21 protein-coding genes and 1 pseudogene are annotated in these 24,064 nt (G+C 50.7%); 8 read left to right on the top strand and 14 right to left on the bottom strand.

What is annotated here, in order from left to right; genetic code table 11:
* From QZV76_RS03500 to QZV76_RS03475, 6 genes are all read right to left on the bottom strand, one after another.
* The coding region (locus QZV76_RS03500) for a penicillin-binding protein 2 (RefSeq protein WP_290598403.1) at positions 1 to 1,522 on the bottom strand (1,522 nt) is incomplete at its 3' end.
* 75 nt (positions 1,523 to 1,597) lie between these two features.
* The gene (locus QZV76_RS03495) at positions 1,598 to 2,305 is read right to left on the bottom strand and encodes a hypothetical protein (RefSeq protein WP_290598402.1); all 708 of its coding nucleotides are present in this window, start codon (positions 2,303 to 2,305) and stop codon (positions 1,598 to 1,600) included.
* Complete coding sequence (gene rsmH / locus QZV76_RS03490) at positions 2,302 to 3,288, bottom strand: 16S rRNA (cytosine(1402)-N(4))-methyltransferase RsmH (RefSeq protein ID WP_290598401.1); 987 nt, start codon at positions 3,286 to 3,288, stop codon at positions 2,302 to 2,304. Before rsmH ends, QZV76_RS03495 begins: the two co-directional genes overlap by 4 nt.
* 174 nt (positions 3,289 to 3,462) lie before the next feature.
* Positions 3,463 to 3,894, bottom strand: a complete 432-nt coding sequence (gene mraZ, locus QZV76_RS03485; protein ID WP_290598400.1) for a division/cell wall cluster transcriptional repressor MraZ — start codon at positions 3,892 to 3,894, stop codon at positions 3,463 to 3,465.
* Between the two features lie 575 nt (positions 3,895 to 4,469).
* Positions 4,470 to 4,901 carry a DUF3040 domain-containing protein gene (locus QZV76_RS03480; RefSeq protein ID WP_290598399.1) on the bottom strand — a complete coding sequence of 144 codons (432 nt, stop codon included), beginning with the start codon at positions 4,899 to 4,901 and terminating at the stop codon, positions 4,470 to 4,472.
* A gap of 99 nt (positions 4,902 to 5,000) precedes the next feature.
* The gene (locus tag QZV76_RS03475; protein ID WP_290598398.1) at positions 5,001 to 5,369 is read right to left on the bottom strand and encodes an SAV_6107 family HEPN domain-containing protein; all 369 of its coding nucleotides are present in this window, start codon (positions 5,367 to 5,369) and stop codon (positions 5,001 to 5,003) included.
* A gap of 158 nt (positions 5,370 to 5,527) precedes the next feature.
* Between QZV76_RS03475 and QZV76_RS03470 the strand changes: the two genes are divergently transcribed.
* From QZV76_RS03470 to mptB, 3 genes and pseudogenes are all read left to right on the top strand, one after another.
* The gene (locus QZV76_RS03470) at positions 5,528 to 6,130 is read left to right on the top strand and encodes an N-acetyltransferase (protein WP_290598397.1); all 603 of its coding nucleotides are present in this window, start codon (positions 5,528 to 5,530) and stop codon (positions 6,128 to 6,130) included.
* Positions 6,131 to 6,285: 155 nt separating this feature from the next.
* Positions 6,286 to 7,293: pseudogene (locus QZV76_RS03465) on the top strand (polyprenyl synthetase family protein).
* Between the two features lie 91 nt (positions 7,294 to 7,384).
* Positions 7,385 to 8,998 (top strand): polyprenol phosphomannose-dependent alpha 1,6 mannosyltransferase MptB, encoded by a 1,614-nt coding sequence (mptB, locus tag QZV76_RS03460; protein ID WP_290598396.1) that lies wholly within the window; start codon positions 7,385 to 7,387, stop codon positions 8,996 to 8,998.
* Here the strand turns inward: mptB and QZV76_RS03455 are convergent.
* Complete coding sequence (locus QZV76_RS03455; protein WP_290598395.1) at positions 8,954 to 9,319, bottom strand: Rv2175c family DNA-binding protein; 366 nt, start codon at positions 9,317 to 9,319, stop codon at positions 8,954 to 8,956. The genes mptB and QZV76_RS03455 overlap by 45 nt on opposite strands.
* A 135-nt stretch (positions 9,320 to 9,454) precedes the next feature.
* Here QZV76_RS03455 and QZV76_RS03450 point away from each other — a divergent pair, with 135 nt between their 5' ends.
* Entirely contained in the window at positions 9,455 to 10,879 is a 1,425-nt protein-coding gene (locus QZV76_RS03450) for a serine/threonine-protein kinase (RefSeq protein WP_290598394.1), read from the top strand.
* 22 nt (positions 10,880 to 10,901) lie between these two features.
* Here QZV76_RS03450 and QZV76_RS03445 read toward each other — a convergent pair whose 3' ends face one another.
* The 6 genes from QZV76_RS03445 to QZV76_RS03420 all read right to left on the bottom strand — a co-directional run bounded on the left by QZV76_RS03445 (position 10,902) and on the right by QZV76_RS03420 (position 17,323).
* Positions 10,902 to 12,287 carry a class II 3-deoxy-7-phosphoheptulonate synthase gene (locus QZV76_RS03445; protein ID WP_290598393.1) on the bottom strand — a complete coding sequence of 462 codons (1,386 nt, stop codon included), beginning with the start codon at positions 12,285 to 12,287 and terminating at the stop codon, positions 10,902 to 10,904.
* 77 nt (positions 12,288 to 12,364) lie between these two features.
* Positions 12,365 to 12,859 carry a polyadenylate-specific 3'-exoribonuclease AS gene (locus QZV76_RS03440; protein WP_290598392.1) on the bottom strand — a complete coding sequence of 165 codons (495 nt, stop codon included), beginning with the start codon at positions 12,857 to 12,859 and terminating at the stop codon, positions 12,365 to 12,367.
* Between the two features lie 3 nt (positions 12,860 to 12,862).
* Positions 12,863 to 13,822, bottom strand: a complete 960-nt coding sequence (locus QZV76_RS03435; RefSeq protein WP_290598391.1) for an ROK family glucokinase — start codon at positions 13,820 to 13,822, stop codon at positions 12,863 to 12,865.
* Positions 13,823 to 13,871: 49 nt separating this feature from the next.
* The gene (locus QZV76_RS03430) at positions 13,872 to 15,044 is read right to left on the bottom strand and encodes a glycosyltransferase family 4 protein (RefSeq protein WP_290598390.1); all 1,173 of its coding nucleotides are present in this window, start codon (positions 15,042 to 15,044) and stop codon (positions 13,872 to 13,874) included.
* 115 nt (positions 15,045 to 15,159) lie between these two features.
* Positions 15,160 to 16,185 carry a C40 family peptidase gene (locus QZV76_RS03425; protein ID WP_290598389.1) on the bottom strand — a complete coding sequence of 342 codons (1,026 nt, stop codon included), beginning with the start codon at positions 16,183 to 16,185 and terminating at the stop codon, positions 15,160 to 15,162.
* Between the two features lie 259 nt (positions 16,186 to 16,444).
* The gene (locus QZV76_RS03420) at positions 16,445 to 17,323 is read right to left on the bottom strand and encodes an NlpC/P60 family protein (protein ID WP_290598388.1); all 879 of its coding nucleotides are present in this window, start codon (positions 17,321 to 17,323) and stop codon (positions 16,445 to 16,447) included.
* Positions 17,324 to 17,755: 432 nt separating this feature from the next.
* On the opposite strand from QZV76_RS03420, the gene QZV76_RS03415 reads away from it, so the two are divergent.
* Positions 17,756 to 19,435: a DEDD exonuclease domain-containing protein gene (locus QZV76_RS03415; protein ID WP_290598387.1), complete on the top strand. Its 1,680-nt coding sequence runs from the start codon at positions 17,756 to 17,758 to the stop codon at positions 19,433 to 19,435.
* A 222-nt stretch (positions 19,436 to 19,657) separates the two neighbouring features.
* The gene (gene asnB, locus QZV76_RS03410; protein WP_290598386.1) at positions 19,658 to 21,583 is read left to right on the top strand and encodes an asparagine synthase (glutamine-hydrolyzing); all 1,926 of its coding nucleotides are present in this window, start codon (positions 19,658 to 19,660) and stop codon (positions 21,581 to 21,583) included.
* Positions 21,584 to 21,676: 93 nt separating this feature from the next.
* On the opposite strand, the gene QZV76_RS03405 is transcribed toward asnB, so the two are convergent.
* Complete coding sequence (locus QZV76_RS03405; protein WP_290598385.1) at positions 21,677 to 22,024, bottom strand: iron-sulfur cluster assembly accessory protein; 348 nt, start codon at positions 22,022 to 22,024, stop codon at positions 21,677 to 21,679.
* 260 nt (positions 22,025 to 22,284) lie between these two features.
* Between QZV76_RS03405 and QZV76_RS03400 the strand changes: the two genes are divergently transcribed.
* Both QZV76_RS03400 and QZV76_RS03395 read left to right on the top strand, forming a co-directional pair.
* Positions 22,285 to 23,028, top strand: a complete 744-nt coding sequence (locus QZV76_RS03400; protein WP_290598384.1) for a DUF3043 domain-containing protein — start codon at positions 22,285 to 22,287, stop codon at positions 23,026 to 23,028.
* 127 nt (positions 23,029 to 23,155) lie between these two features.
* A complete protein-coding gene (locus QZV76_RS03395; protein ID WP_290598383.1) occupies positions 23,156 to 23,959 on the top strand; it encodes an adenosylcobinamide-GDP ribazoletransferase in 804 nt (267 codons plus the stop codon).
* The last annotated feature ends 105 nt before the right edge of the window (positions 23,960 to 24,064 follow it).

Below are 24,064 nucleotides of genomic sequence, written 5' to 3'. Positions count from 1 at the left end.
GCCCATTAGATTTCGTTATTGAGGCAATAATGCGCGGCGGGATACGCACACCATCATTAGCGATGGTCTGATACACCGACGCCATTTGCAGCAGTGTCATGGAAAGACCCTGGCCAATAGGGAGGTTTGCGAAAGTACCGCCCTGCCATTGACGACGTGCTGGAACTAAGCCTGGACTCTCCCCCGCTAGCTCAATGCCAGTAGCATGCCCAAGGCCAAACTTCTGCAACATGTCTGCATAGCGATCTTTCCCCACTCGTTGTGCAATCATCAGTGTTCCCACGTTTGACGACTTACCAAAAATACCCGTCATTGTATAGGGAACTACCCCGTGCTCCCATGCATCACGCACTGTCACCGAATCCATCTGGATCTGGCCAGGAACTTGAAAAACTTCTGTAGGTTTTGCCACATTGTATTGAATAGCGGCGGTAGCAGCCACAACCTTATTAACAGAACCGGGCTCGAACGGGCTCGTAATAGCAGGATTGCCCATATCGAAATCGGATTGACGGAGGAGATTCGCACTGGGGTTAAAAGTATTGGCGTTAGCCATAGCAACAACATGCCCAGTTTTTGAATCGAGCACCACTACTTCAGCATGCTGTGCACCGGAATGAATCTTCGCAGACTCCACTGCCGATTGCACAAAATACTGCACATCTGCATCTAGCGTGAGCGTAATAGTACTGCCGGGTAAAGGATCGACATTATTTCGCTCAGACCCCGGGATGAAGGCTCCGTCAGTAGCCTGATCGTATGTCCTCTCCCCATTTCTTCCAGCAAGTACTGTATTTTTTGAAGATTCAAGACCAAGAATTCCCGCGTTATCGACTCCCACAGCGCCAATAACGTTAGCCCCTAGACTTCCCCCTGGATACTCACGAATCTGCTGATACTCCTGACCAACCTGTGGATACTTATCAACAATGCGCGTAGCAACTGCCGGGTCAACATTTTTAGCAAGATAGGTAAACGATTCATTCGATGACATACGAGTCATCATGTCTTCCGCATCAATTCCCGGTATCTGTGCAGCTAACATATCAGCAATACCGGCAATATATTCTGAAAATGTTGGAGCCGTGGAATCTGCATCATGCGCAGCCTGCATCTGCTTACGCACCACAGAAGGCTGGAACGTCAGATTACGGGCATCACGTGAATAGGCCAGACGAGTACCATGCACATCACGAATTTCCCCACGCGGCGCATACAGGATTTGTGTGACAGCTCGTTGGCTCTGTGCTTCTTTAAGAAGACGAGGGCGCTCAATAATCTGCGCATAGATAAGGGCTGGAATAAAGAGCACCAACACCACAATGAGTATCACTCGACCATACCGAAATCGCTTATCCATAGAAACTGTGGAAAGGCGCTGTTCAAGAGCTGGAAAGGGAGAGTGCCCGTTTTGCGGCTGCGAGGATCGGGAATAGTCGTGGTGAGGAGTACGACCCACTGGCCCAGTTTGCGTATAGCGAGGGCCAGATGAACGTCGCGGGGCAGGCCGTCCTCCTTGCATGAGCGCTCCTTTGAATAAGTCCTCTCCCATAGCCTCTTCACACAGACAGAGGCTCTCTCACAGTGTAGTGAAGAATTAGCGATGCTCTGCTAATTGCTGGAGAGTATCCGAGGGACGACGCTTTTCAAATTTTACTTTTTCAGCAGGAGGTTCACTAGGTGGCTCACTGACCTTTTTAACTTTCAGCTCAGTTCTTTGCGGCAGTGGAGGGTTAATATTTTGAAGAACACGCCCATTAGCTGCCTGCGGTGTTCCCACAACCACTACTTTCTTACCCTCCTTATGGAGAGTGGGGACATCCCCACTGGGGACCATTCCCATAGCGGTCGCTTTTTCCGCTAACTGTGCAGCCGACATTGATTCTTGTAGCTGCTTCGTTAACTGTGCATCGTGTTCTTTCAAACCTTTATTTGTCTGTTGTAGAGCCACCACTGATTCTGATTGGCTTGCCACATAGCTGGAGAGGACGAGGGAGACACCTACACCAATAAGGCAAACAAGAAGCACTGTTGCAACAAAAGAGAGTTTGCCAACACGCAGACGTCGTATCACGCTCTGCTTATTAAGGCGCGCTTTAATGGATGCACGACTACGACCTCGTGTTTCTGTTGCAGAAACAGTAGCCCCACCATTGCGGACAGCTGCACCTGTGGCAATCTGCATAGTTCGCGCCAAACGGCGATTCCTGCGATCTATAGCTCGCTGAGCGGAAACAGTACGGTGCCGATGAGGAGAATCGGCACGGTGAGTACGACTACGCGGCCGAGCTGAAGTCTCGATCATGCTGCGTCCCTCTCTAAGCGTTCAATAGCCCGTACACGCACGGAGGCAGAACGGGGATTGCGATTAATTTCGGTCTCGTCGGCTTTTTCGGCACGACGTGTAACAAGCGCATAGGAAGCTTGACTGCCTGGTAGTTCTATAGGGAGATCTACCGGGGTACGGGATGTACATGCCTTGGCAAATTCATGTTTGACCAGTTTGTCTTCATGACTTTGATAGGCCATAAACACCGCTCGGCCTCCCACTGCGAGAAGGTCGAGTACTGCGGGAAGAGCAGCCTTAAGACTGTCGAGTTCATGGTTCACTTCCACACGAAGCGCCTGGAACGTACGCTTCGCAGGATGCCCACCCGTACGACGAGCTGCCGCCGGGATTACCCGATACAGCAACTCAACAAGCTGGTGAGATTCGACGAATGGTGTTTTTTCTCGCTCATGGACAATTGCACGAGCAATCTTGGTGGCAAACTTTTCATCACCATACGTGCGGAGCACATGAGCGAGGTCTTTAACGTCGTATGTATTAAGAACATCGGCCGCGGTAATGCCAGTGGTGGTGTCCATACGCATGTCGAGGGGAGCATTACGACTATAGGAAAATCCTCGTTCGACATCATCAAGTTGCATCGAAGATACCCCCAGGTCATAGAGAGCACCATTGACACCAACCTGACGTATTTGTTCGCAGAAAGGATGATCAATAGACCCAATGACGTCAGCGACACGGTGGTATTCGGTATGGATGGGAAGGAAACGATCGCCGAATGGTGCTAGCCGCTCACTAGCGAGCTCAAGAGCTTGTGGATCACGATCTAAACCAATGACGCAAACGTTGGGAATACGCTGCAAAAGGGCTTCGCTGTGCCCTCCAAGTCCAAGTGTTCCATCGATGATGATGGGTCGTTTCGTGTACCGAGGATCGCAGGCGGGAGAAAGAAGCTCAACAATACGGTCAAGCATTACTGGAATGTGTCGTTGTGCCATGTTGAACTCCTTTCTACGAGAGGTATGAGAATGTTTCTGAATACATAAAGAGATGCCATCGGGTCTCTGGCCGAACGGAACCTGGCGTTGGGGAAGTACGTCAGGGCCAGCCGGTCAGAGGCCTGGTGGCATCTCCGCATAAACCGCTATTGAAGTGTCACGGCAGGATCTCCTCTAAAGGATGTCCTGAAGAGAATCATCTTGAGCATCGGAGAAGGCCTGCTCATTAGCGGCCTCATACTCTGCCCAAGCATCGGCATTCCATATTTCTACATAGTCGACGGCGCCAATAACGACGCATTCTTTATGAAGTTCTGCGTAACGGCGGTGATCCATGGAAAGAGTGACCCGACCCTGTGAGTCGGGAAATTGTTCATCCGTGCCAGCAGCGAGACTACGAAGAAAGGCACGCGCCTCAGGTTTCGTTCGTGGGGCTTTCGCTGCACGACGGGCAAGTTGAACAAACTCTTCTCGGGGGTATACCGCCAGACAGTGATCCTGTCCTTTGGTCACCATGACTCCACCGGCAAGCTCTTCGCGAAACTTTGCGGGGAGCGTAAGACGACCTTTGTCATCAAGCTTGGGCGTATAAGTACCGAGGAACATCGGACCACTGCCTTTCGCTTTCTGCCTGTCATCTTCCCGATTATTGACCACTTCTCCCTTACTAGCCCCACTTTACCCCACTAACACCCACGTATCAATGGAATATTCATATATGACTAATTTTATTTTCATAAAAATAGTCATTACTCTCGATTTTTCTTGTGGGGATCCTATCTCTAAAAATATCTCTACTAATCCACTCAATAATCACTTTATTAACTTTTTTCACATACGTATTATGGATAACATCAACAATTTATTTCACTTACCTCACTAAAGAATTTTAAAAATCCTTTTACCTGCTAAAAGATAAACACCATGCAATTTTTTACATCATGTATGCGCTTCTTTAGCGTCGCATTGGCGCCATAAAAATATTTGGTGGGGAAAAGTGGGGAAATTCCAATACCGGAAAACTAAACAAACGAGATAAAAAGAAATAAAGGAAACCCCCGCACGTATGCGGGGGTTTCCTTGAAGAAGTTAAACGACTATACGACGCGTTCACGCCCTAACACACTGGCTAGCTTCGTAGCGACTTTCGTAGCGACACTGCGACGTGACATCACACCATGCTAGTCATCAAAACGATGACGGAAGCTATCAGCTAACCCACTCCCAGAACCATGTCGGCGAGGCTGCTGACGCGCGTCATCTGCAAGACCTTTCTGCGCGGATTTCTTTTGTTTCCTCGCAGGTTTTCTTGTCTCCTCTTGGGGGCCACGATCAGAATGCTGGATCAGCATGATGCTGCCTAAAAACATCATCACGAAACCGACCAATGACAGCAGGGGGAATCCAGCAATTTTCACAAAAAAGCCAGCAAAAAGAAGCACTACACCAACGGCAATAAGAGTCCATCCCCAGGCCGTTGCATGCTGTGTGTGATGTGCATGTTTCTGAGACGGATTACTTACCTCGCGCACCGACTTTGTGAATTCAGCATCCTCATTGAGTGCGCTCTCAATCTCATCGAGCATTTGTTGCTCACGATCCGAGAGTGCCATCGCTATTCAACTCCTCCAGTAACAGGTTCACCTGGGATTCAACATCTCTAGTGTACGTGTAGTTTTCTCTTCTCACCATGAAAGTAGCACATAGAAATTCTAGGCCACTTGGGTTTCTTCGCATGACGCATCAACACGATCAAGGAAAATACCCACTCGATGGAATACCTCATTTGCTGTGTTGGCAGATATTGCCACCGGCAACCCCATTTCAATATCACGTCGCAACTTCGCTAATTGACGGAAATATGCAATATCGTCATCCCATTCAGGGGAAAGCCGCGCCAACAACGTCCACACATCACGTGTCAAAGGACGAGTACGCGCGAGACGCGGATGCCTGGCGATAAGAATTCCAGCACCTTTTACTGCAGCTAAATAACTACACCGCACACTCTCACACGGATTTTCCGCCGCCGCGCAGGAATAGAAATACTCAGCACTATCTTTAGCTTGTTGGGGAGTCATTCCTACCGTCTCCTTTACCACACGTCGTTGCATCCTTATGAGGCCTTCGTATGAGGGATTCCCTATGAGGACTCTAAGGAGAGCAACTCTTTCACAAAGAATGTCTTGACAGTAACGAAAAGGTGTAACAAAAACTGTTCACGTGGTGGAATTGAGGTATGGCTTTCTCTCCAAGCACTCCGGCCATTCACTCGGTTATTCGCCTTAGCCCCGACCTTATGCGGGAGCGTATAGACGATGCTATGGATGTCTATCTTGCTGCCATGCACTATCGCCCAGAATGGCGTTCATTACGCCGTGATCCTTGGGAAGAAGCAACATACTATCCGACATGGAATAGCTATGGCGCGTTTACAACCCCTCTTGCATCACTTAGCACCAACCATGACCCGCTTATTGGCATCACTTTTGGCTACCGCGGCAATCCACACTCGTGGTGGAGTAACAGAATCGCAGCAGGTATGAGGTCTGCGGGATACCAGGCCACGACCATCACCTCCATTATGGACAACTATTTTGAGCTCTCCGAACTTCATGTTCTGCCATCCTACCAAGGACACGGTTTAGGAACACGGTTGCTCGATAGCATTCTGCAAGATTGCCAAGAGCACCATGTTCTTCTCTCCACACCAGAAGTACCTGGTGAAAATAATGCTGCTTGGAGACTTTACCGTCATATGGGTTTTAACGATCTCCTCCGCAATTTTACTTTTCCGGGTGATTCACGTCCTTTCGGTATTCTTATTCGTACCGGCCTCTAGTTACTAGCACTCACCGTAAAGTGCTGTATGGGAATCGAGAAACAGTGCCTTCACCGTCGCCAGCAACACCCCCACTACTGCCCGATAATTGGCAGGAGCACATCACAAACCTACTCCGCTCATATTGCCAAGAACGGCGTAGTGCATGCACCCCCATGGGACCCACCGCTGACACATGGCTCGCATCCCTCGAACATTTTGTCTGTGACGGCGGCAAACGAATACGCCCCACATTCGTCTGGCTAGGATGGTCAGCCGCAGGCGGACACCGTCACACCGAACTAACAGAAGCACTGTGTACCATCGCGGCCTCTCTGGAATTTGTACAAGCGGGCGCCCTTATCCACGACGACATTATTGACGACTCCGCCACACGCCGAGGAAATCCCTCCCTCCATGAACAGTTCGCCGCAGAACACGCCCACGCCGTAGCCTCCTCCCACGCATGCGGCAACAGTAGAACTATCGGCCAGTCCTCCGCTCTTCTCTTGGGAGATATTGCTCTCACCTGGGCCGATGACATGTTCTTCCGAACAGTTTCCGCATTCCCCCCACTACACCATGCTCTCCCTTACTGGACCAGCATGCGCACAGAAATGTTGACGGGACAGTACCTCGATATGACGGGGGAAACTCTCCCCTACTGCGATGCAGATAACGCCCAAAAAGTAAACCGCTTCAAAACAGCCGCCTACACCATTGAACGCCCTCTTCATATTGGTGCAGCCTGCGCAAACGCCTCACCTGAACTTCTCCAAGGACTAAGCGACTACGGCGTCAACCTTGGCATTGCCTTCTAACTACGCGATGACCTATTAGGAGTTTTTGGAGACTCCACTAAAACCGGTAAACCCTCCGGAGAAGATCTACGCGAAGGCAAACGCACACAACTCCTCGCTGACGCACTAGAACACCTTCGCCCCTCCGAGCACAAAGAACTCTGGTCCCTTATTGGGAAGCCTCTATCCGAGAGCGAATTAGATCGTGCACGCACTCTCCTTACCGAATGCGGCGCAGTCACCCGCAGTGAACAACATATTGCAATGCTCGCTGATAAAGCACGCCACACTCTTACAAAACTTCTTGAAACGACAGAAATTTATCCCCCTGCCGTCACCGCCCTAGGTGAAATGATCGAAGCAGTCACAAAGAGAGACTTTTAACACACACTTGTGTCCTATCCCCCATGTTCGTGAAATCTCCAGAACATGCGACAATATCAAGCAGAACATCATGTGGCGAAGGAGATTTCGTGTGGCTCATTCAGCAAGTACTGCCTACTCTGAACTACGTCGCTTAAACCTACTACCCCTCGTGTGGTGGGGAATGGCAGGTTCATTGTTTATCTCCCTTGCTTCCTGGGGCGCAGGTGCAGGATATGCGGTCGACTCATGGCTTGTCCCACTACATCTTGACTGGTTGTGCTACGGACACGGACAACTCCTGTGCCAATTCCTCTTTTGGGGTGGAGTACTCCTCCTCATTGGCAATTGGGCACGCCTCGGCCGCCATCTCCTGACACACCACTATGAAGACAACACACGTACAGTCTCCGCACTTGTTCTTCTCTCTCTTATCTGGATGGTTCCCTTCCTTATCGCTAACCCCATTCTTTCCCGAGATGTTTTTTCGTATCTCGCCCAGGGATCCATTCAGCGAAGTGGAGCTTCTGCCTACGATGTAGGCCCCAATGTCCTCAACTCACCCGGCCATATCACTCCTCTTTATCTTGATGTTTCCGGCGATTGGCGCAATACCACCACCCCCTATGGGCCATTACATCTTGGGCTAATGGAGCTTATTGTCTTCATAACCCAAGACCACATTCACGCCGGTGTTTTCCTTGTAAAACTACTGTGCATGCTCTGCATGGTGGGCATTATCTGGGCTAGTCAAGACATAGCGAAAAGTTTAAAAACATCATCATTGTGGGCACTCTGGTGTGCCGGAGCTAATCCCCTTATGCTGCTGCACCTTATTGGTGGTATGCATAATGAAGCTCTTATGGTCGCTCTCATGGCAATTGGCCTTGCGTTGGTGCTGCGCCGGAAGCATGTGCTGGGAATTGCCGTGATCACGTTGGGGGCTGCTATTAAGGCAACTGCTTTTATTGCTCTTCCCTTCGTCATCTGGATCTGGCTTGCGCATATTCGCCAGGATGGTAAAACTCTCCAGAAAGCCACCCCGCAAGAACAAGAGGATGACAGCACAGTAGAGAATACTTCTGAAAGCTACGGCAAAATCGTTGGCTACTTTATTGCTACCGCCTGCGGAGGAGCCGTTCTTAGTATCGCTATTTTTGCAGTACTCTCATTGGCCACCGGTACAGGATTGGGATTTATAGAGGCACTGGAAGGATCGGGAAAAGTTATTAACTGGCTAACAATTCCCACCGTTTTAGCCCACTTCATCCATGCTATGGGTGCGAATATTGACGGTCCCAGTTTCGCTTCTGCACTCGTTGGGGCACGTCATATTTGCAGTCTTATTATGGGAATCCTCATTATTCCTATCTGGATTCACTACCGCAAGACTCCCCTAGCTGCACTCCGTGGACTCGCTCTTAGCTTCCTCGTGCTGTGCCTCTTCAACTCGCTAGCTTTCCCCTGGTACTACTCATGGATTCTTGTCTTCGTGGGAGCACTTGCCCTCAATCGCACATCCTTGCGTATTATCGCAGCCCTGTGCTCATGGAATTGCTTCACCGTATTACCGAATGGGGTTATTGCGCTCTACAACTACTTCTGGGTAATAACTGCCATTGTTATAGGAGTCATTGTCTACCGCTATCTAGGAAAAGAAGAGACAACAAGTTCCGCTGATTTAGAACGCCATTGCTTGCGCACGCCGCATAACTTCACGAGCTAAATGTCCATGTAAAGCATCAATAGGACGTCCGGGAAGAGAACCATCATCGGTGTACATGAACCGTAAAATCTCGGTAGCGGAGTATCCCCCATCTGCCAGAACTGAGATAAGTCCAGTAACGTGTTTGGCAATGCCGTGCTCGTCAAAGAAGAGTGCGGGAACACCCACAATCCCATCACGCTCAACTGCTATTAGCTGTTGTTGACGCAGTAGTTGGTGGACGCGAGTCGCGGGAACATTCAGTAGTTGCGCGACTTTCGGAAGGGGCCAAATCTCGTCTGTAGGGCTCAACACATCATCAGCAGTGGGAAGAGAACTCATACTATGAGAGTACTGGTCTTTGACGAACATCGGTAACTCTCCCTCCTCATTCGGTAGCATAGACACCATTGAGAAGAGCTTTACGACAAACTCAGATACGTAGAGGATGTCCATATCCTCACAAGGAGAAACAGGATGGCTGAGGTTTCCCGTTTGCGGTCGCAGCATTTGTGGTCGCAACAGAGTACCCGCGACACGGACTCCAGGTCTCCTTTTTGCCCTGGCGATAAAGTAGATGGCCGCTATCTTATTGACGGATATATTGCGCGCGGCGGCATGTCCGTGGTGTATCGAGCGATCGATACACGGCTTGATAGGCCTGTTGCCCTTAAAGTACTACGCTCTGATCTTTCTGCCCGCGATGAATTCCGCCAAGATTTTGTTGCCGAAGCGAAAACTGTCGCTAGTCTACATGGCCCTGGCATTGTCACAGTGTCAGACCAAGGCATGTGGCAGGGGGAAGCATTCCTTGTTATGGACCTCGTCGCAGGGGGAACTGTCCGCGAGTTACTTAACGAACGCGGCCCCATGCCCCCCTATGCGGCAGTAGCAGTATTGCGTCCCACACTAGAAGCTCTTGCAGTTGCCCACAGTTCTGGTTTTGTCCACTGCGATATCAAACCGGAAAATATTCTTATTGGTCCCGATGGAACTATTAAAGTTGTCGACTTCGGCCTTGTGCGGGCAGTGAACTGTGATGATAAGGAAGGACACCTGGCCGGAACAGCAGCCTATCTTGCTCCCGAACAGGTAACGGGGGACCCCATTACTCCACAGTGTGACGTCTATTCTGCGGGTTTAGTTCTTTACGAACTACTTGTGGGAACTCCCCCCTTTGGAATGTCGGCCACACGTGATGTTGCTGAACAGCGTCTTTCTCATGATGTTCCCCCGGCATCTTCACAGCGACCCGGTATTCCCACAGATTTTGATGCAATTATCTCTACTGCTACCGCCCGTAACCCAGAAGAGCGTTATGCCGATGCACAAGAAATGTGCAGTGCATTGAACCGTGTGAGAGACAAGCTCCATCTTCCGCATTACACTGTTCCTACTCCGCAAGAATCTGCCGAACAGACTGCGGCACAAACAGCACTGTCGACACTAGCTATTAATAATTCTGAGGATCATTCTGACAGTGAAGCCGCAACTATCCCGATTAGCGGCGAGAAAACAGAGGTCATAGATGCACCTCCCGAAGAACAACCGCATCCCCATGCCACCGCACACACTGCCTTATTAACATCGTGCTTGCCATCTAGCGATGATCCAGCAACACCGTCGGCAGGATCCCCGAATAGCCTCGGGGGTAATCCTGCTCCTGATGCCGATGACGACATAGATGATGACGAGGATCTTGACGCCGCAGAAATTCGCGCCTGGAAGTTAGCGTCACACCCCCGTATATGGCCAGTCATTATTTGGCTTATTGTCCTGGTCCTCATTATGGGGGGAGCGGGTATTGCTATGCGGTCACTTGGGCACGAGCTATTTCCGTCTGCCGCAGCTGCACGCAACTATACAGACGAAAAGCCCGCACCCACGAGTTATCTAAGCTAGACGTTTTCTGAGCCAATTAACTCTAGCGGCGTAGCATCTCCGCCACAAGATAGGACATCTCCAACGATTGCTGCGTATTAAGGCGCGGATCGCATGCAGTTTCATAGCGACGCCCTAAATCCCCATCAGAAATATCCTGCGCTCCACCAGTGCATTCAGTAACATCTTCGCCGGTAAGCTCAACATGAATACCGCCCGGATGGGTCCCCAGCGCGTGGTGGACCTCAAAAAATCCCTGCAGCTCATCAATCACAGCATCGAAGTGACGTGTCTTCACACCGCTGTCGGTAGGATGCGTATTCCCGTGCATAGGATCAGTCTGCCAAATAACTTTGTGTCCAGTAGCTTCCACTGCCTCCACAATAGGAGGCAAAATATCGCGGATCTTGTCCGACCCCATCCGCGTCACCAAAGTAAGACGCCCCGGAATATTATGCGGATCGAGACGTTCCACATATTCCACAGCCTCACGCGGGGTAACGTTGGCACCAATTTTAAGACCTATGGGGTTTTCAATAAGGGATGCGAACGCAATGTGTGCACCGTCCATCTGCCGAGTACGCTCACCAATCCACAGGTAATGGCCCGACAAGTCGTAAAGACGCTGCTCCCCTTCTTTTTCAGCAAGATGGACGAAGGCGCGCTCGTAATCCATGACAAGCGCTTCATGGGAGCAATAAATATCAGCCCGCTCCAGACCATCATCTTTTACGCCGCAGGCATCCATGAACCGTAAACCAAAGTCGATCTCGCTTGCTAGTTCTTCGTACCTCGCGCCTGCCGGAGAATGTGCAACAAACTCTCGGTTCCATTCATGGAGACGGTGCAGATCAGCTGTTCCAGACTCTGCCAGAGCCCTCACAAGGTTCATGGCTGCAGCTGAGTTTGCGTATGCTCGCACCAGACGGGAGGCATCATGCCGGCGACTCTCTTCAGTAGCGGCGTAGCCGTTGATCATATCCCCACGGTAATTTTTCAGGCCGTTCTCATCAGTGTCTTGTGAACGTGGTTTACCGTACTGACCAGCAATACGAGCAATCTTCACCACTGGCATAGAAGCACCATAGGTAAGTACTACTGCCATCTGCAGGAGCGTACGAATGTTCGCAGTAATATGCGGTTCAGTATTGGTTTCAAAAGTTTCCGCACAATCTCCGCCTTGTACGATAAACGCTTTGCCTAAAGCAACCTGCGTAAGATCCTTCTGCAGTTTGTCGACTTCAGCGGGAACGACTATCGGGGGAACAGACTCCAATACCCGCCGCATTGCCTTCGCCTGGGCAGGATCCCACGATGGCTGTTGAGCTGCTGGCTTATCCAGGGCAGCATAAAAATCCTCATTCAAGTTACCGGGGAGAGGTGGCAGGTCAGGGAGTTCTTCAAGAGGTATATCAACAGTCCAGTTCATCTTTCCAGGATAGTGGAGGACTGAATGAACACGCGAATAGAATCTCACATGCTAAATATTTAGTGTTACTAGTAGTCTTATACAGCATCCAATGCGCGTTGAATGGCTAAAAATCGTGCACGATCCCAACGCGCGTCCACAAGCGCATCATGCGCTCCCGCCGGTTTCCCCGGTATTCCAGGTTGCCCCGCATGCATCCAATACTGCTTCATCTCATAAGTAAATCGAGGTACCCCATGCGGTAAAGCTGCCATATCACCCCAAAGTTGGCAGAGTGCCACATGGTCATAGGCAGCAACCCATGCCCACAGTTCCATCGGGTTACCGTCATTGTGTTGCTTCCAGAAAGACGTAATACGATTACGCATACCCCGCCTATCGCACCACGCATTGTCGCTGGGGTTAGGTAGTTTAGGTAACACATTGCGCTGTACCCAGGGGTTCGCACGGCTAATATCACATTCGGTGGATACGACATAGAGTTCTTCTCCGGTCTCCGTCGCCATACCCAGGGAAAGAAGATCGATAGTACGGCCATCCTCAATGAATTCACAATCGTAGAAGAAGCGCATGTTCTAATTCCCACACTGCTCTAAAAGATAACGCCGAGCTAAATCTGCTGCACCAACTTGTCCAGCATCATCACCTAACTCGGCTTGCTTAATTGTGGCAAGTGGACGATATCCACCACCAGTTACGTGTTGTGCGTAAACTTCTCGTGCATGGCTTAGGAAAAGATCCCCCGCAGAACCAACTCCTCCCCCCACGACAATAAGATCGGGGTCAAAAACGTCCGCTACAGTCGCTAAACCAATACCCAACCAGTAGCCCAAATCTTCCACAGCCATTTCCGCTATGCGATCGTTCTGACGCGCCGCTTCCATAACTCGTCTACCTGTTAGTTCAGATTCTGGTGTCACGTCTTTACCCAACATTGTGGGAATATCTGGGTGTGCCACCATAAGCTCTAATGCGGTATCCACCAATGCAGTTCCCGAGCAATAACGCTCAAGACACCCTATTTTGCCACAAGGACACGGACGCCCATTGGGAACAACTTGCAGATGTCCAAACTCTGGAGCGATCCCATAGGCACCCCGGAATAGTTCATTGTTGTGAATAAGAGCTCCCCCAATACCTGTCCCTATAGCAAAGGTGACAACGTAATTACCTCCTACAGAAGCCCCATAGTTGTATTCACCCCAAGCTGCAGAGTTGCAATCATGCTCCACCACAACGGGCATCTCAAGACGCCTTTCCATGCGTTCACGAACCGGCGCATTGCGCCATGGAAGATGGGGAGCAAACCGCACGATGGATCGATCTGCATTAAGGAAACCCGCTACAGCAAGCCCTACTGCCTCCACGTTCTGGCGTTTCGCTAAGCGCTCCACAACAGCAGCAAGCGCATCTTCTAGAGCATGGACAGAATGTGGGGTGGGAACACGTTCACGATCAAGGATACGTCCGTGATCGTCAACAACTGATGCCCGCAAGCTAGTACCGCCTACATCGATACCAATGGTGTTAGTCATAGTGCGGGTGCTCCTCACATAATCTCTGGGTTCGTGGATATGTCATTCTTCATAGGAGTGGGTCGTCTCCTGCTGCATCACTATCAGCACCATTGAGGACGTGGGACAGTTTCTGACCAAGAGTACTCCACTGCCACTGCGACAGCATCCACTCGCGGCCATTGCTCCCAAAACTAGTACGACGCCGTTCTGATGACAAAAATCGGAGAAGCTCGGTAGCCACCGCATTACTATCGCGGCCGTCTACCACAACACCAGTAACGCCATTGTCGACAGTTTCTGGAGCACCTCCGGAATTACCTGCTATGACAGGAATACCGGTTGCGCTTGCCTCGAGAAAGACAATTCCCAGGCCTTCTACATCTAGCCCCTGACCTCTTGTACGACATGGCATTGCAAAAACGTCTGCGGCCGCGTAGTAAAGCGGCAAATCATCATCGGGAACAAGATGCGTGAAGAGGACATGATCACTCACTCCATAGCGGTGCGCTAATGTATGAAGCCGCTTTGCACTGGGACCGCCACCGACAATAACAAGAAGTGCATCGGGAATATCTCGGAGAACGCGCGGAAGAGCTTTGATAAGTGTGTCCTGTCCTTTACGCGGCACTAAACGAGAAATACACACTATGACAGGAGTATCGGAAGCAATATGATGACGCTGCCGAATACGCTGTCGACCACCTTTATCAGGATGGAAACGGGCAGTATCGACACCCGATGGTAGCCACTGCAATTGCGGATGTGAACCGAGAGCCCGACCAATACGATGCTGCGTGTAATGGGAAACATAGGTGATAACATCGCACCCATTCCCAATAATCCGCAGCGCGGCATGTGTGCAAGGTAACATGGCCCACCCCACTTCATGCCCATGCGTTGATGCCACTATGCGCTGTACATTAGTGTGCCGCCGCAAATAGTGGGACATTAGAGCAAGCGGAGCAGCAGCTCCGAACCATACAGTTTCATAATCGCCTTGGCGTATTATGCTTGCTACTTCACGGCGTACTCGCAGTGTGGGAAGTAATACTTTCGTGGGGTTACGAATAATGCGGTAGGGCTGTGCAGCGTCAAACTCGGCGCATCGCGCAGGATGCCACGTGGAGCAGTAGACGGCAATATCCTCTGCGGGAAGCTCCTGTACAAATCTGTAGAGATATGACTGGATTCCACCTGGTCGCGGTGGATAGTCATTTGTTACAAGGAGCGTTTTTCGCATATTTTTACCCTACTGTACAGGTGGGTAACAATAGCAACTGATACTGTTCTCTACCTCGTATTTTGGGGTAGAGAACAGCACTAAAGAACACCAGTATCAGTGATCCGCACAGCGCCTAGTAACGACGAATCGTTTTAATAGGTGCGTGGTGAAGCGGTGCAAGTTGAACAGTCTGCCCAAACGTAGGAGCGTGCAGCACCTGCCCATTACCTGCATAAAGACCGACATGGCTAGCATCGGAGTAGTAGATAACGAGATCTCCAGGCTGGATATCCTTTGCGGGAACGGCAAGTCCACCAACTGCCATACCCTGGCTAGACCGTGGCAAGGTGACGCCAAGCTGACGGTACGCCCAGTAAACAAGACCGGAGCAGTCAAAAGCATTTGGTCCAGTTGCTCCCCATACATACGGTGAGCCGATACGCGTCATCGCGATCTGTAAGGCTTTATTACCAAGAATGTTATTACCGAAAGCGATCTTGGGATCGAATCCAGCCGGAAGTTTAACCCTCTTCCAAGAATCTCGCTGGCTAGGTGGTAGCGATGCGAATTCACTGCGCACAGCTGCGATACGCTTGCGCATGGTAATGCGTTCTTTGTTGAGGTCCCGTTGAGCTTTGCGTGCCTGTGCTTGCGCTTTGACAGCTTTCTCGCGGTTTTCCGCAGCAGTCCGTTGTGCCTGATGTGCTGAATTTACTACTTTTTCGTAATCAACCAGGATATTAAGGGTGGTCTGCGTCATCGCGGCTTCGCTGCGAGACTGGTCAAGGATCTCCTGCGGAGAATCCGCCATAAGAACTCGCACTACCCCCGCAGTTTGGCCATTACGAAGATTAATAGAGGCAATCTTGTTGAGGGGTTCTTGCATACCCTCTCGTTTGTGCTCAGCAATAGCAGCGTCTTTGCTTGCTTTCGCGATAGCTTTTTTCGCAGCAGCTTCATCCCGCTTTGCTTTTTGAAGATCGTCGTTAGCGTGATGAATTTTTTCTGATGTGCGCTCTGCTTCACGAGCTAATTTGCGTAACTGATTTAAAGGAGCGGGAGCAGCATTGGAGACTGTTCCAAGACCCGTCATGAGGGCAGTAGACATCACAAGTGCTGCCGTCGCCCGTACAGGACGTGATCCATGCATGTTACGCATCTTTACCTATCTTTCCAGGAACAAGTGGGCTAACTAATCGTTACCAGTAAATCTCTACTTGATCTCAGTTACGTCTCGTTTCGGTTTCCAATTTACGTCCACGATAGATTCTTGTCCATCTGATTCTGCTATGAAAATGCTGATTATCAGGCATTTATTCACTCTAATAACATCAGTAACAAGAGTTACATATTAAAAGCCGCGCCCAGTACGTCACACCGACCAGGCGAGGCTCATATAGCACTTATCAGGCCATTGTTTAGTAGTAGCGAGTAGCTCCATAATACGGCATGGAACTAAGAGCAACCTCGCGTACAGTCTGTCCCTCATACGGTGCGTGTATCACCTTGTTATGGCCAGAATAGACACCAACATGGCTAGCGTCACCATAGAAAGCAACAATATCTCCCGGCTGCAGATTCTTACGAGCAACAGCATGTCCACCCGCAATCTGATCCTGGGACGTCCTCGGAATGTTAATACCAAGCTGCTGGTGTGCCCATACGACAAGACCGGAGCAGTCGAAAGAGTGCGGACCGGTGCCACCCCACACATAGGGATCTCCGATCCTACTACGTGCGGCACGAACGATTTTAGCGCCGCGTTCCCGCTTAATATCCGCCTTGCTCTTTGGCTTCGGCTTGGGCTGAGGAGCAGGTTTAGGCGTAACAAGCTTCTCCACAGGGATAACTGTGTCGACTAAGGTTGCTACAGTTTTATCTTCAAGAATTTTATCGATATACGGCTGAACTGCCTTTTTAACAGGCTTTAATTCCTCGGCAAACGGCTCCGCTTTCTTTTCTAGCTGCGACGTAACAGGCTTAGCATCCTCGCGGATTTTCCGAGTTTTGGGAGCGTACTTCTTATTGATCTTTTCAGCAGTAGGAAGAGCTTTTTCTGAAACTTCGTGCGCAGTCTTCTCAACTTTCGCATTCCGGGCAGCAGTAGCATCTGCATGAGCATGCTTTACCTGTGTAAGCTCCGGAATTTCAATTGAGACCTGCGGAACTACCGGAGTACCAAGCTCAGCCGCCATAGCAGGTCCTGCAATGCCCCCCAGGATGCCAGCGGATACAACGCTAGCTGCGAGGGCCTGTGGGGCCGACGCATTCTTTGCCACCGCACGGTGCTTTGCCATGAGCTTTCTCCATTCATCATTTCTGCCTAGTGAACAACTTTCTCAACGTCACTAGTTAGACTGTCCGTACTACGAACCGACGCATAAGCCACTCACACGAGCCGCTATGCAAACCATTGTGTGAATTGCAGCGTGGATCACTGTGTAAATCGCAGTACGGATGAATCCCGACAGAATTCGCTTTGGTCTCAAAAAGATTACGAAAAGATAACCGTATTTGTCCACTTTTCATTACCGTATAGACACCAAAATACGTCGATAAAATCCATAAATTTTCTACAAACTTCGTTAAAACAGCAGGTTAAAGACTATCTGAACACAATTAAAAATATTTTTTAAAAAAATTTAAAAATAATCGCTTCTGGATCGTTCTTGCCTGCATAAATCCGATCCACTCGGGTTCTCTTACACCGAATCGTTATCGTATATAGCGTGACTACTGAACGCGCGTATCCACCACAAAAACCGGCCCGCCAAACCCTACCTTCACCCGCCCCTACCCCACTGTGGTCAGCACCATGGTCGGCACCGTGGTCCGCATCCGATCCCGCGCACAAAAATACTCGACACTACATTGACACAACTCCCTTATGTGATGTCACCTTCGTCGTTCTTGACCTGGAAACCACCGGTATGACTCCCGGGATAGATGCCATTACCGAAATAGGAGCCGTCCGTGTCACTGGCGGAGTTGTTGACAAGGAATTTTCCACCCTCGTTAACCCTCAACGCCCCATTCCCCCCTTTATTGAAAACCTCACTGGCATCACTAACCAGGATGTGCGCGACGCCCCCACTATTGACGCTGTATTCCCCGCACTGCTTGAGTTTATTTACGGCAGCACGCTCGTTGCCCACAACGCGTCCTTTGACCTCTCTTTCCTGAAAGCAACAGCCCAACAATTGGACTACTGCTGGCCAGATAATCCCTCCCTTTGCACCGTTAAATTAGCCCGGCGCGTCCTTGACAGAAATGAGGCCCCGTCCGTCAAACTCTCCGCTTTAGCTCATCTTTTTCACACCACAACACGTCCAACGCACCGTGCACTTGACGATGCTCGTACCACAGTTGAGGTACTGCATGGGCTTATTGATCGTGTTGGTAGCCAAGATATTACGACGATTACGGATCTTCACAATTATCGCGGTATCCACAATGCTGCTGTTTATGCCAAGCGCACTATGGCTACTGATCTTCCTCATCTTCCGGGTGTCTATATTTTCAAGGATTCCCATAACGTTCCCCTTTATGTGGGAACTGCGACTGATTTACATCGCCGCGTTATGAGCTACTTCAATGGTTCGGAGACTCGACGCCGCATGTCGGAGATGGTGCTTCTAGCTGACCATATTGATTATGTTGAGTGCCTTACGCCCTGTGAGGCCAGTATTCGTGAACTTCGCCTTATTCATGCCCATCAGCCCCCTTATAATCGTCGTTCCCGGGACCAAAAAGGGCATTGGTGGCTTATTCCTCCCCGTTCTTCAGCATCCACTCTGTATTCGTGTACGCGCACTGCCCCGTCCACTGGTTCCCCCGCGCTGGGGCCATTCCGTAAGCGTTCCACGGCCACTGCCATCGGCCAGCTTATTCACAATGACATACGCTCCGGTATTGCTCCCACTGAGCCTCTTACCGATAGCGAAAAGGAGGCCTGCGTACACGCTATAGCGGAACTGTCACAGGGAATTTCTACACCTCTTATAGAAAGGTCTCTGCATCGCCTAGAAGAGTTTTCTCAACAGCACCTTTACGAACAGGCAGCTGTCCTCCGTGACATTACTGCCACAGCTATCCCCGCACTCACGTCCCTCTACCAGTGCCAACAGTTACGCCAACAGGACGAAATTATTGTGGCGGAATCTGATGGCCGCGGCGGCTGGTTTTTTACAGCCATTCGCTATGGTGTGTTTGCCGGAACAGTGCACTGCCTTCGCGGGAAAACTACCGCACCGCTATTGACCATTTGCATGCCAGTGCACAAACTATCCTCCCGGCGGAGGAAACGCCGCTGGTGGATTCTCTTGAAGAGCGCCACCTTCTTTACCGCTATCTCAGTAGCGGGCATGTGCGGCTTGTCAGTATGTATTTCCCGTGGGCAGAAGATCTGACCTCCGCCGGACGCTATCTTGACTGGGCGGAGCGTGCGCGTCTCCCTAAAGAGTAGGACGCTGACGTACGAACGCCGTCATCATGCTTTTGATCATGGGCTATGTCAGTCATTGCCTATTTAGTGGCATACTTAAGCGAACCCTTTACCTCACTTATCGAGGGAACAATACTTCACTTCTCGGCTAGGAATACTCCTAGTTTTTAGGAAGGACGAAATAGTTATGTGTGGCCTTCTCGGATTCCTGTCGGCAGACGGCACCGCTGCCCAATACGCGGATACGGTAACTGCAGCTCTTCCCTATATGCGTCACCGCGGTCCCGATGAACACCTCACCTGGCACAATGATGATGTTGTCTTTGGTTTCACGCGTCTTTCCATCATTGATATTGAAAATGCTCACCAGCCAATGGCGTGGGGACCAGCAGAGGACCCCGATCGTTACATTCTGGCGTTCAACGGTGAAATCTATAACTATGTTGAACTGCGGGAAGAACTACAGCGCGAGTTCAACGCAGAATTTCATACCACGGGTGACGGTGAACCCATCGTCGTGGGCTTCCACTACTGGGGTGAAGACGTTATTACACGTCTGCGCGGCATGTTCGCGTTCCTCATTTGGGACACCAAAACCCACACACTTTTTATGGGTCGAGATCCCTTCGGCATTAAGCCTCTCTATTACTGCCAGACAGATAAGGGAGCAGTTTTCGGTTCGGAGAAGAAGTGTCTGCTTTCTCTTGCCGATACTATTGGTCTTCCCCTTGACCTCGATAAACGAGCCCTTGAACACTATGTGGCCTTCCAGTATGTTCCCGAGCCGGAGAGTCTTCACACTGCTATTAGACGTCTTGAATCCGGTTGCTGCGCCACGCTAACCCCTGGTGGAGAACTTCATATCCGCCGCTACTTTGACCCCACCTTCCCTGTTGATAAAAGTGCCCACGACCATGAGCAGGCTCTTATCGACGGTATTACGGCAGCGCTGGAAGACTCCGTTGCTAAGCACATGCGTGCCGATGTTACTGTGGGCTCTTTCCTCTCTGGTGGAATTGACTCCACTGCTATTGCCGCACTTGCGAAGCGGCACAATGATAATCTGCTGACCTTCACCACTGGTTTTCACCGCGCGGGTTACTCCGAGATTGATGTTGCTGCCGGGTCCGCTAAAGCCATTGGGGTAGAACACATTGTTAAACCGGTAACACCGGAAGAATTTATTGAGGCCGTCCCCCGCATTATCTGGTACCTTGACGACCCCGTTGCCGATCCGGCACTCGTCCCCCTCTATTTTGTGGCTCGTGAGGCTCGCAAGCATGTCAAGGTTGTTCTCTCCGGTGAGGGCGCTGATGAACTTTTCGGCGGCTACACCATCTACAAAGAACCGCTTTCTCTTGCCCCCTTTGAGAAGATTCCGGGACCACTGCGGCGCGGCCTAGGAGCTTTCTCCGATATTCTCCCGGAGGGTATGCGCGGGAAGAGTTTACTGAAACGCGGTTCCATGACTCTAGAAGACCGCTACTACGGTAATGCTCGTTCGTTCACTTTTGAGCAGATGCATAACCTTATGCCGTGGACCACCCCGGAGTGGGATCACCAAGATGTCACCGATAGTATTTACGCCAAGTCGCAAGGCTGGGATCCGGTGGCCCGTATGCAGCATATTGACATGTTCACCTGGCTGCGTGGCGATATTTTGGTAAAAGCCGACCGTATCACCATGGCGAATTCTCTTGAGCTGCGCGTCCCCTTCCTGGACAAAGTGGTATGGGATGCAGCGCAGAAGCTCCCCTACGATATGAAGATCGCCCACGGCACTTCTAAGTGGGCACTACGAGAAGCACTCAAAACAATTGTTCCCGAGCATGTCCTCCACCGCCGGAAGCTTGGATTCCCTGTCCCCATCCGCCACTGGCTGGCAGGACCAGAAATGTATGACTGGGCCCGGTCGCTCATTCTCGAGTCCGAAGCCGATGCTCTCTTCGACAAGAGCGCCACGCTCACCATGCTCGATGAACATAAGAACGGTGTGATGGACCATTCCCGCAGAATCTGGACGATACTCTGCTTCATTATTTGGCACGGTATTTTCGTTGAAGACCGCATCCACCCGGAGATCCCTGAGCCACACTACCCAGTTACTGTGTAGAAACTGTTATATAGATACACAACGGTGCTGCTATTTTCTCGATAGCAGCACCGTTTAGTGAACTATGACGCTCTTAGTGGTTGAACATCCTTGTTAGTTGAAGGAATCTCCACACGCGCACGTTCCCTTAGCATTGGGATTATCAATCGTGAAGCCCTGCTTCTGAATAGTATCCGCATAATCAATAGTGGCACCCATCAGGTAGGGCATAGAGAGACGATCCACGACGAGGGTGACGCCACCGAACTCGTTGCGGACATCCCCATCAAGTTCACGGTCATCAAAGAAAAGCTGATAGCGCAGGCCAGCACACCCGCCGGGGGCAACGGCTAGACGCAATACAAGGTCATCCCGGCCTTCCGCATCGATAAGGGCTTTAGCTTTAGCGGCGGCTGCGTCGGTTAGGGTTACACCGGCAAGAAAATCCTTAGTGTCAGCCATGAACTACTCCTCACAAACGATTAGTTACGATCCACTTAATCTCTACGAGTGTAGAACGATTCCACCCAAGAAACTATTCCCACCACACCTTCAACGACACCATTCCTTCCACCGTTTATAGCGGCAGCTACCCCACCAGCTCTATGCCACCTCTGCAGCATGAGTTAGATTCAACACACTTTTTCCTTTAGCCTAAGGGGGTGAAACTCTTTCGTCGTGACTCTAAAAACTGTGACTCTAACAACGCTGTTTCGCCAGAAGTGGAACCCTCAGTTGAGGAAAAGACTGAGCCAGTAGCTCCTCCGAAGAAGAACTCTGCTTACACTCCGAAGAAGGGTTACGCTACCCCCCGCCGCCGTGATGTTGAACGTGCTCGCGGTATTCAGCGTGGACCCGTCGCCCCGGCTCCTATGACGCGTAAAGAAGCTCGCGCACGCGAAGATGCCCGCTACGCCGGCATGACGAAAGAAGAGAAAAAAGCCGCCAAGGCACGCGAACGCGAAGAGCGCCGTATGCAACAGGAATATCGTCGTGAGCGGATGGCTGCTGGTGACGACGATTACGTTCTGCCACGCGATAAAGGCCCTGTTCGCCGGTTTGCACGCGACTGGGTGGACTCCAACTGGACGCCTATTTCGTGGCTGTTCCCCGTCGTTCTTTTCCTGCTTATTTTCACAATGATTCCGAATTATTCGATTCAGCGCTTTGTGCAATACCTTATGTATTTCTGCTTCATTGTGCTTCTTGTGGAAACATTCCGCATTTGCATTACGGTTTCCCACCGGGCAGAGAAGGAGTTTCCGAATAAGGGGAAGAAAGAAACCGGGTTCCGTCTGGGATGGTATGCCTTCATGCGTGCTACTCAGCCACGCCATTGGCGTAATCCAGTTCCGCAAACTGCACCCGTTTTTCCCTGGTCAAAGTCCACTGACGGGGAAGAAACTGATACTTCCGCTCCTGCATCTGAAGAAGAAAAACCCTCACGGAAGAAGAATACTGACTAGTTAACGAGCGAAAATCCTTCGGACGGAGCTGTAAAAAAGATACACTCACGTTTAACGAGTACCTACTTGTACTCCACTGGAACATATTTCCCAGCATGGCTAAGTGTATCGATACGAGTTCGGAGGTATGGCGGTAATGATTGGATTCCGTACAGCTCTCTCATGGTTGACTATCTTCCCAGTGAAGGCCCCGGACGACGTTAACCGACACGTAGGAGCTCGTGTTGTGAAAGCCACTCCCTTGGTTGGTGTTGTACTGGGGTTACTGTGCGGACTGGTATCGTGGGGACTCTCCGCCGCTGCTATACCATGGCCCATTACCGGCATCATTCTTACCGTACTGCTCGTTATTCTTACCCGCGGTATACATGTGGACGGTTTAGCCAACACTTTTGATGGATTGACGTCCTACAGGGAGCCGAAAGAAGCCCGTCGAATTATGCATGATGGGCAAGTGGGATCTCCTGGCCTAACCGCCGTTGTCTTAGCTCTTATTGCGGAAAGCCTTGCATTTGGCTTATTGAGTATCCATAACGGTCATATTATGACGGGTACCGTTATTGCCGTGGCCCAATGGAGTACACCACTTATGTGTGCGTCGGGGGCTTCACCAGTACCGCGTGACGGTTTCGGCTTCCTCATGGTGAGCACACAGCGCCCCCTTTTCGGCTGGATAATGTCTAGCATGGGAGCTTTACTGTTTACCGGGGCAGCAGCAGTAACGTCAGCACTGTGTGGACAGATGCCGGATGTATCCGTCGTCATCGCGCTACTGTATAGCGCCATAGCAGTGGGTGTCACGGTATTCTACCGCCAGCAGTGCGTCCGCATACTTGGGTGTGTAGACGGCGATGTGCTTGGGGCAAATGTAGAGTTGCTCCAGTCCTGCGGTGCTGTTATGGCAGTTTGTGCAGTAACGGCGCTTCTCTAGATTACTTCGCACACAATAATTATCGCCCCCGCTGGGTATAGCGGGGGCGATAATATTCTCGTAACAGTGCTTATGGCTCGTCACAATAATTTATTGCATGTGTAA

This window comes from Lawsonella sp., assembly GCF_011525565.1.
Classification (GTDB): Bacteria; Actinomycetota; Actinomycetes; order Mycobacteriales; family Mycobacteriaceae; genus Lawsonella; species Lawsonella clevelandensis_A.
Note: the sequence above shows the minus strand (reverse complement) of the source record. Positions and strands in the feature narration are given on the sequence as shown.

What these genes read in the sequence shown, in the direction of transcription:
- QZV76_RS03480 (WP_290598399.1), bottom strand. Translation starts at nt 4,901, where the DNA reads ATGGCACTCTCGGATCGTGAGCAACAAATGCTCGATGAGATTGAGAGC.
- asnB (WP_290598386.1), top strand. Translation starts at nt 19,658, where the DNA reads ATGTGTGGCCTTCTCGGATTCCTGTCGGCAGACGGCACCGCTGCCCAA.
- QZV76_RS03420 (WP_290598388.1), bottom strand. Translation starts at nt 17,323, where the DNA reads ATGGCAAAGCACCGTGCGGTGGCAAAGAATGCGTCGGCCCCACAGGCC.
- QZV76_RS03455 (WP_290598395.1), bottom strand. Translation starts at nt 9,319, where the DNA reads ATGAGTTCTCTTCCCACTGCTGATGATGTGTTGAGCCCTACAGACGAG.
- QZV76_RS03445 (WP_290598393.1), bottom strand. Translation starts at nt 12,287, where the DNA reads ATGAACTGGACTGTTGATATACCTCTTGAAGAACTCCCTGACCTGCCA.
- QZV76_RS03395 (WP_290598383.1), top strand. Translation starts at nt 23,156, where the DNA reads ATGGCGGTAATGATTGGATTCCGTACAGCTCTCTCATGGTTGACTATC.
- QZV76_RS03440 (WP_290598392.1), bottom strand. Translation starts at nt 12,859, where the DNA reads ATGCGCTTCTTCTACGATTGTGAATTCATTGAGGATGGCCGTACTATC.
- mraZ (WP_290598400.1), bottom strand. Translation starts at nt 3,894, where the DNA reads ATGTTCCTCGGTACTTATACGCCCAAGCTTGATGACAAAGGTCGTCTT.
- QZV76_RS03405 (WP_290598385.1), bottom strand. Translation starts at nt 22,024, where the DNA reads ATGGCTGACACTAAGGATTTTCTTGCCGGTGTAACCCTAACCGACGCA.
- QZV76_RS03425 (WP_290598389.1), bottom strand. Translation starts at nt 16,185, where the DNA reads ATGCGTAACATGCATGGATCACGTCCTGTACGGGCGACGGCAGCACTT.
- QZV76_RS03435 (WP_290598391.1), bottom strand. Translation starts at nt 13,822, where the DNA reads ATGACTAACACCATTGGTATCGATGTAGGCGGTACTAGCTTGCGGGCA.
- QZV76_RS03495 (WP_290598402.1), bottom strand. Translation starts at nt 2,305, where the DNA reads ATGATCGAGACTTCAGCTCGGCCGCGTAGTCGTACTCACCGTGCCGAT.
- QZV76_RS03450 (WP_290598394.1), top strand. Translation starts at nt 9,455, where the DNA reads ATGGCTGAGGTTTCCCGTTTGCGGTCGCAGCATTTGTGGTCGCAACAG.
- QZV76_RS03470 (WP_290598397.1), top strand. Translation starts at nt 5,528, where the DNA reads ATGGCTTTCTCTCCAAGCACTCCGGCCATTCACTCGGTTATTCGCCTT.
- rsmH (WP_290598401.1), bottom strand. Translation starts at nt 3,288, where the DNA reads ATGGCACAACGACACATTCCAGTAATGCTTGACCGTATTGTTGAGCTT.
- QZV76_RS03430 (WP_290598390.1), bottom strand. Translation starts at nt 15,044, where the DNA reads ATGCGAAAAACGCTCCTTGTAACAAATGACTATCCACCGCGACCAGGT.
- QZV76_RS03475 (WP_290598398.1), bottom strand. Translation starts at nt 5,369, where the DNA reads ATGACTCCCCAACAAGCTAAAGATAGTGCTGAGTATTTCTATTCCTGC.